This is a genomic window from Nocardioides sp. (genome assembly GCF_025964975.1).
Classification (GTDB): Bacteria; Actinomycetota; Actinomycetes; order Propionibacteriales; family Nocardioidaceae; genus Nocardioides.
The window spans coordinates 1-11,189 of sequence record NZ_JAOPXV010000005.1 but is presented as its reverse complement, the minus strand read 5'-3'; the positions used below and the strand labels follow the sequence as shown (position 1 = coordinate 11,189).

Sequence of the window (11,189 nt, the reverse complement as noted above, 5' to 3'; positions counted from 1 at the left end):
GGCCGCCACGAGTGCGGCGTCGGTGATGCGGACACCGTGGTGCGCCTCGTACTTCTCCTGGATGCCACGCAGGATCTGGATCGTGTCCTCGACGCTCGGCTCGCCGACGAAGACCTGCTGGAACCGGCGCTCCAGGGCCGGGTCTCTCTCGATCCGCTCGCGGTATTCGTCGAGGGTCGTGGCCCCGATCATGTGGAGCTCGCCGCGCGCCAGCATCGGCTTCAGCATGTTGCCGGCGTCCATCGCGGAGTCGCCACCCGCGCCGGCCCCGACGACCGTGTGAAGCTCGTCGATGAAGGTGATGATCTGCCCGCCGGCGTCCTTGATCTCCTCGAGCACCGCCTTGAGCCGCTCCTCGAACTCGCCGCGGTACTTCGCGCCGGCCACCATCGCCGCCAGGTCGAGGCTGAGCAGCCGCCGTCCCTTGAGCGAGTCGGGCACGTCGCCGTCGATGACGCGTTGCGCGAGGCCCTCGACCACCGCGGTCTTGCCCACACCGGGCTCGCCGATGAGGACCGGATTGTTCTTGGTACGCCGACTGAGCACCTGGATGACCCGGCGGATCTCGTTGTCACGGCCGATGACCGGGTCGAGGCGGCCCTCCTCGGCTGCCTTGGTGAGATCGACGGAGAACTTGTCGAGGCTCTCGTACGTCGACTCCGCGTCCTGGCTGGTCACGCGACGGTTGCCGCGGACGGCGGTCAGGCCCTCTCGCAGGCCGGCCTCGGACAGGCCGGCCTCGGTGAGGATCGTGCGGGCGCTGGACTCGACGGTGGCGAGCCCGATCAGGAGGTGCTCGGTGGCGACGTAGTCATCCTTCATGGTGGCCGCGAGGTCGATCGCCTTGCCGAGCACCCGGGTGAGCGCCGCGCTCGCCGCTGGTTGCTGGACCGTCGCGCCACTCGCCTGGGGCAGGGCGCTCACGGCCTGCTCGGCGCGGGCGGTCAGCGCCGCGGCCTCGACGCCGGCCTTCAAGACGAGGTTGCGGGCGGTGCCGTCCTCCTGGCGCAGCAGGGCGACCAGCAGGTGGACGGGCTCCGTCTGGGTGTTGCCACCGGTGGTGGCGCTGAGCTGCGCGGCCTCGATGACCTCGCGGCTCCGGGTGGTGAATTTCTCGACGCCGAACTGGCTCATGTCTCGCATCTCCTCCATGAGTCGGGGTGGCCCACTGTGGCCTTCGTCAGGCTCAACGCACCAGAAGTTGAGTCGATTCCCCTCAACTTCGAGACGTATGAAACGTCAGCGTAGGCCTCAGCGGCGGGCCGCGTTGAGCGTGAGCGGGGGGCGTCAGCGTCGGGTGTCAGCGTCGGGCGTCGGTGTCAGCGGAGGATCGCGGCGTCGAGCCCACGTCGACCCGGGAGACGAGCGCCTCCAGCGACTCACCCGGCTGCATCTCCGCCAGCCCCAGGAGAACAGTGGGCGCGTCCGGCAGGAGCCGCATGTCCTCGACCACCGCGTTGAGGCGCTCCTCGAGTGCCGGCAACGGGGTGCCGACCACGGCGCAGACCAGCTCGTCACGGCCGTAGCGGACGACGAGGTCGTAGGGGCGGAGGGCCTCCTGCAGCGCGACCGCGACCTCGACCAGCACCAGGTGCGCGCTCCGCTGGTCGACGGACACGTCGACCTCGACCCGCACGAACGCCAGCACCAGTGAGTTCTCCGAGCGGCGGGCTCGCACGACCTCCCGGTCGAGCTCCCTCATCCCCGGGTCCCGCCACAGCGCCCCGGTGACCGGGTCCCTCGCCGGGGTGGGATCAGCGGATTCGCCGGACGGCGGGTTGAAGGGGACCAGGTCCGCGCGACCCTGTTCGATGATGGTGCCGATCGCGTGTGCGGGTCCGGGCCTGCCCAGCAGGTAACCCTGGCCGAGGACACCCAGCCGGGCCAGGTGGGCGCGTTGCTCCTCGGTCTCGATCCCCTCGGCGATGCAGGCGATGCCGCAGTGACGGGCGAGCGCCACGACGCCGGCCACGATCGCGACGGCGCGACGGTCGTCCGGCACTCCACTGACGAACGTCTGGTCGATCTTGAGCGTGGACGCCGGCAGCTCGTGCAAGTAGGACAGCGAGGCATATCCCGTGCCGAAGTCGTCGATGGCGAGCTCGAAGCCCGCGGCCCGCAGCTGATGGAGCTGTGCGGAGCCGGGCGACGTCCCGCCCAGCATGACGGACTCGGTCAGCTCGAGGGTGAGGCCGTGCGCGGGGATCCCTGCCCGGGCGACGGAGGCGAGGACGTCGGTGGGGAAGTCTCTCGAGCCGAGCTGAACCGCGGACACGTTGACGGCGACCGGGACGACCACGTTGTAGTCGTCGCGCCAGGCACCCCCCTGCAGGGCGGCGAGCTGGAGCACGCGCCATCCCAGGTCGATGATGAGGCCCGACCGCTCGGCGACGCCGATCACCTCGAACGGTGCGATCGTCTCCCCGTCCGCGTCCTTGAGCCGGAGCAGGGCCTCCACTCCCACGAGCAGGCCTGTGGTGAGGTCGATGACGGGCTGGTACGCCAAGGTGACGCGGTCGTGTTCCAGGGCATCCCTGATGCACTGCTCCATCCGGGCGTCGGCCAGTGAGGGGACCCCCTCGTCCCTGGCCTCTTCCATGGCCTCCGTAGCCTCCACGACCTGTGCGGAAGCCGCCTGCGCAGAGGCGGCCAGGCCAGGCGCAGCCAGTGCAGACGGAGCGGGGCCGGCCCCGTCCAGCACAGAGCCCTCTGGCGAAGCGGCATCCGGCAGCTTGGCGAGGGGGGCGATCGATCGGCTCTCGACGGGGCTGGCGGCAGGGCTGGCGACAGGCTGGGCCGACCGGCTCGAGACGATCCAGCTGGCCCCCAGCCCGATGGCGAGCCCGACGAGGCCCATGGCACCCAGGGCCAGCCACTCCGACCCGGTGTCGGTCCGCGGTGTGAGTATCAGCGCGATCCCGAGGGCGACAGCACCGGTCAGCAGTACCCCCGCCAAGACGGCGAAGACCAACCGTGCTCGAGTCCCCATTGCTGAACCGTAACCGAGTGGGTGGGACCGTGGGTGACGCACGACAACATCGGAGGGGAAAGATGACCGAGGACAAGCTCGCGCGGATCCGGAAGCTGCTCGCGCAGGCCGAGGACCCAGCCGCCACGAACGCCGAGTCGGAGGCGTTCAACGCCAAGGCAGCCGAGCTGATGGCCCGCCACGGCGTCGACGCGGCCCTGCTGGCTGCGAGCGATCCGGGTCGCGAGGTGGTCGGCGACCTGGTCGTGGAGCTGCTGGCGCCGTACGCCATCGAGAAAGGCAGCCTGGGAGCAGCAGTCGCCCGAGGCCTGCGCTGCAGCGCGGTCCTGCGCACGACGCGACGAGGCTCCGCGAGCGACTACTCGCTGCATCTCTTCGGCGCCACCACCGACCTCGTGCTGAGCGAGATGCTCCTGACCAGCCTGATGGTCCAGGGCACCGGGGAGCTGACGCGGCGAGGAGTCCCACGCGGCGAGCACCCTGCGGCCTACCGACGCACCTGGTGGCTGGGGTTCGCAGCCGCGATCGGGCAGCGGCTCCAGGAGGCGGAGGCGACAGCGGCGCACGAGTCCGAGAGGAGGTTCGCGGCAGCCGGCACCTCCGCAGCGCTCGTCCTGGCGGACCGGGCGGCTCTCGCCGATCGCGCGGCGGCCGAGGTCTACCCACGTCTGCGTACGGCGGCGCCGCGCTACCTCTCCGGAGGCGGTGGGGCGGACGGCCTCGCCGCTGGACGGCGAGCCGACCTCGGTCGTACCCCCGGTGTCACCCGACAAGCCCGCAGGAGACTCGGCTGAGCCGGTCACCGGACATGATGGCCCCGTGAACCTTCCCGTCCTGAGCTCGGACTGCGGCTCCTGCTTCGGCCTGTGCTGCGTCCTGCTGTCCTTCTCCCGCGACGCCGGGTTCGGGGTGGCCAAGGCCAGCGGGACGGCGTGCCACCACCTCGACGCCTCGGACGGCTGCGGGATCCACGCCACCCTGCGCGAGGACGGTTGGCCTGGCTGCACCGTCTTCGAGTGCTTCGGTGCCGGCCAACAGGTCTCCCAGGTCACCTACGCAGGGGTCTCGTGGCGCGAGAACGACAACCTCGGCGAAATGGCCGCCGTGCTGTCGGTGATGCGGCAGCTGCACGAGATGCTCATCCTGCTCAGCGAGGTCGAGCGACGCCTGCCGGGAGCCGCTGCCGCTGTGCTTCACCGGGTCACCGCGCTGACGAGCGACCCGCCCGAGCAGCTGTTGACCATCGACGTGGACGAGCTCCGCGAGGAGGTGGGCGGACTCCTGTCCATCGCCAGCATGCGGCTCAGGTCCGGGTGGGAGGGGCCTGACCTCGCCCGTGCCGACCTCGCCGGACGGGACCTGCGCTCCTCCGACCTGCGCGGCGCCACCTTGCGCGGCGCGACGCTCATCGCCGCCGACCTGCGCGGGCTCGACCTCACCCGGGCCGACCTCCTGGGCGCCGACCTGCGTGACGCCGACGTGCGGGGAGCGCAGCTCGCCGAGGCGCTGTTCCTGACCCAGCCGCAGGCCAACGCGGTGCGGGGCGACGCCACGACCGAGCTGCCCGCCGTCCTGAACCGCCCGCGCCACTGGGCCTGACCCAGCCTCCCTCCGTTGGCCCAGCTCCTTGCGGGGGGGCACACCGACGGGGCGGGGTGAAAAGGTGACCCCATGTGGAGCGCCTCTGATGCCTGGTTGGTCGTCATCGACCCGCAACGGATCTTCGCCGACCCCGACAGTCCGTGGGGCTCGCCGATGTTCCCCTCGATCGTCGCGCCCGTACGCCGCCTGGCTGAGCACTTCGGTGGACGTGTCATCGTCACCCGCTGGGTGGCCCCGCGTCCGGCCGTCGGGTCGTGGTCGGCGTACCTCTCGGCGTGGCCGTTCGCCGATGTCCCCGGGAACGACCCCCTCTTCGACGTCGTCGACGAGCTGGCCGACCTCGACGCGCGGGTGCTGAGCGCCCCGACCTTCGGCAAGTGGGGCCCCGAGCTGAGTGCCATCACCGGCCCCGCCCCGCGACTCGTGGTCACCGGGGTGTCAACCGACTGCTGCGTCATCTCCACCGCGCTCGCTGCGGCTGACGCAGGCGCGACGCTCACGGTCGTGACCGACGCCTGCGCCGGCTCCACCCCCGAGAACCATCGACGCGCCCTCGACGTGATGGCGCTGTACCCACCGCAGATCACCCTCGCCACCAGTGCGGACGTCCGCCCGTGACCCGCGTGATCCACACCGGCCAGGCGCTGGTCGACGTCGTGATCGAGGTCCCCGACCTGCCGGTGCGCGGGCAGAACGTCATGGCAACCTCCGCGACCGACTACGCCGGTGGCGCTGTGACGGTGCTCGTCGCAGCGGCCCGGTTCGGCGCCGCCTGCGTGCACGCCGGTGCGACCGGGACGGGACCGCACGGCGACCTCGTCCGCCAGGCGTTGATCGCGGACGGCATCTGCGTGTCCGCGGACCCGGTGCCGGGACGGGACACCGGGATCTGTGTCGTGCTGGTCGAACCGAGCGCCCAGCGCACCTTCGTCACCACCCTCGGGGCCGAGCGCGACATCTCCGTCGAATCGCTCAACATCTCGAAGCCTCGGAGCGGCGACCTCGTGTGCGTCACCGGGTTCTCGCTGGCGCTGGAGTCGACCCGGGTGCCCCTGCTGGCGTGGCTGGACACCCTGGCGGAGGGCGTCGTGGTCGTCCTCGACCCGGGGTCGGCCTTCGCCTCCCTGCCCGCCCGGGTGCGAGAGCAGATGCTCCGCTGCACCGACGTGTGGACCAGCAATGCCGAAGAGGCCGGCGCCCTGTTGTCTGCGGTCGGCCGGCCAGCGGCCGGAGCCGGACTCCTCGAGAACACCGAAGCGCTCGCCCCCCTGATGCGCGGAGCCACGGTCATTGTCCGCGACGGCGCCGCGGGCTGCGCCGTGCTGGCGGACGGGACCACCACGATGATCCCGGGCTATCCCCAGACGCCCATCGACACCAACGGTGCCGGGGACACGCACACGGGCGCCCTGCTGGCTGAGGTGGCGGAGCGCGGGGCCTCGTGGGTCGAGGGATGCCGCCGCGCCAACGCAGCGGCTGCGATCAAGGTGACTCGCCGGGGACCGACGACCTCGCCGACGGCGGCGGAGGTCGATGCCTTCCTGACCACCGCGGACTGAGCACTCCTACCCGGGCGCTCGGGGCAGCCGCACCGCGACAATGCGTGCATGAACGTTTCGTCGTGGCATCCCCCGGGCCTCCGCGCCTCCCTTCTCTACGCCCTGCTGGCAAGCCTCCTGGGCGGCGTGGTGACCTCGGTCTGTCGCCTCGAGTTCACCCGCCGCTCCGTCCGCGGCGAGGCGCTGCCAACGGGCCCGGTCATCGTGGTCGCCAACCACACGAGCTTCGCCGACGGCATCCTGCTGGCCCTCGTCGGGCGACAGCTCGGGCGATCGCTGCGGCTGATGGCGACCGGCGGTGTGTTCGGGCACCCGGTCCTCGGCCCGGTGCTGCGCCGCCTCGGCTTCATCCCGGTGCTGCGTGGAACCTCATCGGCCGCCGACTCCCTCAGACTCGCCGCGACAGCGTTGGCCGCCGGCGAAGCCGTCGGGCTCTTCCCGGAGGGCCGCATCACCCGCGACCCGGCGCAGTGGCCCGAGCGGAGCAAGACCGGCGCTGTGCGGCTGGCCCTGCGCACGGGCGCGCCGATCGTTCCGGCCGCCCTGGTGGGCGCTCATCAGGTCGTCGGCAAGAAGCGCTTCGTCACTCGACTGCTGCGCAACACGATCATGCGCCCGATGGTGCGGGTCGCGGTCGGCGACCCGATCGACGTACGCCGACTGGCTGGGGTCACTGGCGACCAGCAGCTCGACGACGAGCTGATCCGGCGGCTCGCCGACGAGGTCATGGCAGTCCTGGTGGGCCAGGTCGCCGAGGTGCGGGGCGAGCCTGCGGCGTACCCGCTCGGCGTCCCGGAGTCCGTGCTGCTCGTCGCTGCGGACCGAGCTGCCGGGCGCTGATGCTCAGCCCGGGTGGCGACGGAAGGTCATCAACGCCTGGGACGGGCGCAGCACGGGCAGCTTGTTGGGTGGGGGCATCGTGGCGCCCGCCGCGGTCAGGGACTGCCGCAGGGCTGCGCGGGTGGCCTCAAGCTCGGCCATCAGCTCGTCGTTGCGATGGCGCAGCGCCACGACCTGGTTGTCGAGCTCGAGGATGCGGCGCACCCCCTCGATCCCGATGCCGGCCGAGGTGAGGTCCGCGATCTCGCGCAGCAGCTCGAGGTCGCGGTGGGAGTAGCGCCGCCCCCCGCCGCCGGTGCGGCCCGGCCGGATGAGGCCCATCCGCTCGTAGGCGCGCAGCGTCTGCGGGTGCAGGCCGGTCAGCTCGGCGGCGACGCTGATGACGTAGACGGCCGCATCGGGCGGGGGTATGCCGAAGCTCACTTGGGGCCACCTCGGCCTTGTTCGACGGTGAAGCGCTGCGGGGGAGACGAAGAACGTCGTGGGGTGACGATCATCGTGCCTCCCGGAAGAGGTCATCGCGCAGCGGCGTCGCCATGGTCGCCGTGCGGTAGGCCTCCAGCGCTTCGCGCGCGTGGTCGCTGAGCCCTTCTGGCACCACGACCGCGATGCTCGCGAGCAGGTCGCCGTACGTCCCATCCTTCTTGCGGGCGCCCTTGCCGCGGACGCGGAACGTGCGTCCGTTGGGCGTGCCCGGGGGGACCTTCAGCGTGACGGGTGCGCCGCCCAGGGTCGGGATCTTGATCTCGGCTCCGAGCGTGGCTTCGTCGAACGAGACGGGGACCTCGATGGTGAGGTTGTCGTCCTTGCGGCCAAAGACAGGGTGGCTCGAGACCACGACCTTGACGATGAGGTCGCCGGGCGGGCCGCCGTTCTCGCCGGGCGAGCCCTTGCCGCGCAGCCGGATCTTCTGACCGTCCTTGACGCCCGGGGGGATGCGTGCCTGGATCGTGCGCGCCGAGGTGCCGCGGCCGCTGCCGTGACACGCGGGGCAGGGGTCGTCGTAGACGAGCTGGCGTCCGTGGCAGGTCGGGCAGGTCTCGTTCATCGAGAACGCGCCGCCGACCCCGGCGACTACATAGCCCGCGCCCTCGCACCCGCCGCAGATGTGCGGACGGGTCCCGGGCTTGCCCCCGGTGCCCTTGCAGGTGGGGCAGGCCTCGTCGGACGTGAGACGCAGCGAGATCATCACGCCCTCGAGGGCATCCACGAAGCTGATGGTGGACGTCGTCTCGAGGTCGCCGCCCTTGCGGGGACGAGCCTGCTGGGGCCGCTGACGAGCTCCACCGCCGCCGAAGAGGTCGCCGAACATGTCGCCGAACCCCGCGCCGCCGCCGGCCTGCTCCCGGAGGAAGTCGTTGACGTCGAAGCCGGCCTGGCCGGAGCGGCCACGGTTGAACCCGCCGGAGAACCCGCCGCCGAAACCGCCGGTCGCCGAGAGGGAGCGGAACTCGTCGTACTTCTTGCGCTTGTCCGCGTCACCCACGACGTCGTAGGCCTCGGCGACCGCCTTGAACGTGTCGTGCTTCTTGGCGTCGTCGGGGTTGGAGTCGGGGTGATTGGCGCGGGCCAGCTTGCGATAGGCCTTCTTGATCTCGTCGGCGGTCGCGTCCTTCTTCACGCCCAGGACCTTGTAGAAGTCCTTGGTCGCCCAGTCGTTGCGTACGGCGTCATTTCCTCGGCGATCGTTGTCAGCCATGTGCACCCCTCCTCTCGGATCTCATGTCACTCCGTGTGCCGCGTCCGAGTGGACGCGTCACTCAGTGGGTGTCGCCGGGTCGACCACCAGGACCTGGGCGGCTCGCACCACGCGGTCGTTGATCTTGTAGCCGGACTTGGCGATGACCTTCGCCGTGGTCACCGCGACGTCCGGGTCCTCGCCGATGTGGCTCAGTGCCTCGTGGATCGTCGGGTCGAACTCGTCGCCCGGCGCGCCGAACTTGGTCAGTCCGAGCCCGGCGACGACGCGCTCGAGCTGGTCGGCCACGGACTTGAACCCACCCTCGAGCTCGCCGTGCTCACGCGCTCGGTCGATCGTGTCGAGCACCTCGACGATCGGCTGGAGCACCTTGTACGTCGCGTTCTGCGAGATCAGCTCACGGTCCCGATCGACGCGTCGCTTGTAGTTGAGGAACTCCGCCTGGAGTCGCTGCAGGTCGGCCGTCCGCTCGAGGAGCTGCTCGTCGGCCGAGGGAGGCAGCTCGCCCTCGACATCGCTCCCCTCCGCCTCGACCGGCCCCTCGGCCTCGACCGATCCGGGCTGCGACTCCGGCTCGATCGTCGGGTCGGACAGAAGGTCCGAGACCGGCTCGGCCGGGGCCGAGGCGCCCTCCACGGGCGCCTCGACCTCGGTCTCGTGGCTCATCTCGCCAGCGTCGTCGCCGAACGACGCCCGCTCGTCACCGGCCCCGGCGGGTCCGGTCACTTGGACTCACCCTCGGCGCTGGCGCCGTCGGAGGAGTCGGTGGGCTCGTCGACGATCTCTGCGTCCACGATGTCGTCCGACTGCTCGCCCTCGGACCCGCCGTCGGCCTGGGCTGCGGCGCTGTCGGCCTCAGCCGCGGCGTACATCGCGGCGCCCATCTTCTGGCTGGACTCGCCGAGCTTGGACACACCGGCGGTGAGGTCCTCAGCGGCGGCGTCCTCCTTGGCGAGCGTCTCCTTGAGCGCCTCGACGTCCGCGCGGACCTCGGTCTTGACGTCGTCGGGAATCTTGTCCTCGTTCTCGTTGAGGAACTTCTCGGTGGAATAGACGAGGCTGTCGGCCTGGTTGCGGGCCTCGATCGCGTCGCGGCGCTTGGCGTCCTCCTCGGCGTACTGCTCGGCCTCCTTCACCATGCGGTCGATCTCGTCCTTGGACAGCGCCGAGCCACCGGAGATGGTCATCGACTGCTCGCGGCCGGACGCGTGGTCCTTGGCGGAGACGTGGACGATGCCGTTGGCGTCGATGTCGAAGGTGACTTCGATCTTCGGCACGCCGCGCGGCGCGGGAGGCAGACCGGTGAGCTCGAAGTTGCCGAGCGGCTGGTTCTGCGACCACAGCTGGCGCTCGCCCTGGGCGACCTTGATCTCCACCGACGGCTGGTTGTCGTCGGCCGTGGTGAAGATCTCCGAGCGCTTGGTCGGGATCGTGGTGTTGCGCTCGATGAGGTTGGTCATCACGCCGCCCTTGGTCTCGATGCCGAGGGAGAGCGGGGTGACGTCGAGCAGCAGCACGTCCTTGACCTCGCCCTTGAGGACACCCGCCTGCAGGGCCGCGCCGACGGCGACGACCTCGTCGGGGTTGACGCCCTTGTTGGGCTGCTTGCCCCCGAGGAGCTCGGTCACGAGCTCACTGACGGCCGGCATGCGGGTCGAACCACCGACCAGCACGACGTGGTCGATCTTGTCGACGTCGACGCCACCGTCCTTGAGCACGCTCTTGAACGGCTCGCGGGTGCGGTCGAGCAGGTCGGAGGTGAGCTTCTGGAACTCACTGCGCGTCATCTTCTCCTCGAAGTGCAGCGGACCGCCCTCTCCGTGGGTGATGTAGGGGAGGTGGATCGTGGTCTCGCTGGACGACGACAGCTCGATCTTGGCCTTCTCGGCAGCCTCCTGGAGGCGCTGCTTGGCGATCTTGTCGGCCGCGAGGTCGACGCCGTTGTTGTCCTTGAACTTCTTGACCATCCACTCGACGACCCGGTTGTCCCAGTCGTCACCACCGAGGTGGTTGTCACCGGAGGTCGCCTTCACCTCGACGACGCCCTCGCCGATCTCGAGCAGGGAGACGTCGAACGTCCCGCCACCGAGGTCGAAGACGAGGATCGTCTGGTCGTCGCCCTTGTCGAGGCCGTAGGCGAGCGCGGCTGCGGTCGGCTCGTTGACGATGCGCGAGACGTTGAGGCCGGCGATCTCACCGGCTTCCTTCGTCGCCTGACGCTGGGCGTCGGAGAAGTAGGCCGGCACGGTGATGACCGCGTCGGTGACCGGCTCTCCGAGGTAGGCCTCGGCGTCGCGCTTCAGCTTCTGCAGCACGAAGGCGCTGATCTGCTGGGGGGTGAAGTCCTTGTCGTCGATCTTCTGCTTCCAGTCAGTGCCCATGTGGCGCTTGACGGAGCGGATCGTCCGGTCGACGTTGGTGACGGCCTGCCGCTTGGCGACCTCGCCGACGAGGACCTCGCCGGACTTGGCGAACGCGACCACGGACGGCGTGGTGCGGG

General features: G+C 70.6%; 11 protein-coding genes. 5 read left to right on the top strand and 6 right to left on the bottom strand.

Features of this window, described 5'->3' with window-relative positions:
- Both JWN68_RS00460 and JWN68_RS00455 read right to left on the bottom strand, forming a co-directional pair.
- Positions 1-1,134, bottom strand: a 1,134-nt coding sequence (locus JWN68_RS00460; protein WP_297733068.1) for a Clp protease N-terminal domain-containing protein, incomplete at its 3' end; no start/stop codon positions are given.
- A 166-nt stretch (positions 1,135-1,300) separates the two neighbouring features.
- A complete protein-coding gene (locus tag JWN68_RS00455; RefSeq protein ID WP_297733065.1) occupies positions 1,301-2,989 on the bottom strand; it encodes an EAL domain-containing protein in 1,689 nt (562 codons plus the stop codon).
- A gap of 62 nt (positions 2,990-3,051) precedes the next feature.
- Here JWN68_RS00455 and JWN68_RS00450 point away from each other — a divergent pair, with 62 nt between their 5' ends.
- The 5 genes from JWN68_RS00450 to JWN68_RS00430 all read left to right on the top strand — a co-directional run bounded on the left by JWN68_RS00450 (position 3,052) and on the right by JWN68_RS00430 (position 6,990).
- Positions 3,052-3,783 (top strand): DUF2786 domain-containing protein, encoded by a 732-nt coding sequence (locus tag JWN68_RS00450; RefSeq protein ID WP_297733062.1) that lies wholly within the window; start codon positions 3,052-3,054, stop codon positions 3,781-3,783.
- A 25-nt stretch (positions 3,784-3,808) separates the two neighbouring features.
- The gene (locus JWN68_RS00445; protein ID WP_297733059.1) at positions 3,809-4,588 is read left to right on the top strand and encodes a pentapeptide repeat-containing protein; all 780 of its coding nucleotides are present in this window, start codon (positions 3,809-3,811) and stop codon (positions 4,586-4,588) included.
- 72 nt (positions 4,589-4,660) lie between these two features.
- A complete protein-coding gene (locus JWN68_RS00440; RefSeq protein WP_297733057.1) occupies positions 4,661-5,209 on the top strand; it encodes an isochorismatase family protein in 549 nt (182 codons plus the stop codon).
- Positions 5,206-6,150 (top strand): PfkB family carbohydrate kinase, encoded by a 945-nt coding sequence (locus JWN68_RS00435; protein ID WP_297733054.1) that lies wholly within the window; start codon positions 5,206-5,208, stop codon positions 6,148-6,150. The genes JWN68_RS00440 and JWN68_RS00435 overlap by 4 nt, the downstream gene beginning before the upstream one ends.
- A gap of 48 nt (positions 6,151-6,198) precedes the next feature.
- The gene (locus tag JWN68_RS00430; protein WP_297733052.1) at positions 6,199-6,990 is read left to right on the top strand and encodes a lysophospholipid acyltransferase family protein; all 792 of its coding nucleotides are present in this window, start codon (positions 6,199-6,201) and stop codon (positions 6,988-6,990) included.
- 3 nt (positions 6,991-6,993) lie between these two features.
- Here JWN68_RS00430 and JWN68_RS00425 read toward each other — a convergent pair whose 3' ends face one another.
- The 4 genes from JWN68_RS00425 to dnaK form a co-directional block, all read right to left on the bottom strand.
- Positions 6,994-7,413 carry a MerR family transcriptional regulator gene (locus JWN68_RS00425; protein ID WP_297733049.1) on the bottom strand — a complete coding sequence of 140 codons (420 nt, stop codon included), beginning with the start codon at positions 7,411-7,413 and terminating at the stop codon, positions 6,994-6,996.
- A 70-nt stretch (positions 7,414-7,483) separates the two neighbouring features.
- On the bottom strand, positions 7,484-8,689 hold the full coding sequence (gene dnaJ / locus JWN68_RS00420) for a molecular chaperone DnaJ (protein ID WP_297733046.1): 1,206 nt from the start codon (positions 8,687-8,689) through the stop codon (positions 7,484-7,486).
- A 57-nt stretch (positions 8,690-8,746) separates the two neighbouring features.
- A complete protein-coding gene (grpE, locus tag JWN68_RS00415; RefSeq protein ID WP_297733043.1) occupies positions 8,747-9,415 on the bottom strand; it encodes a nucleotide exchange factor GrpE in 669 nt (222 codons plus the stop codon).
- The coding region (dnaK, locus tag JWN68_RS00410; protein ID WP_297733039.1) for a molecular chaperone DnaK at positions 9,412-11,189 on the bottom strand (1,778 nt) is incomplete at its 5' end. The genes dnaK and grpE, both read right to left, overlap by 4 nt.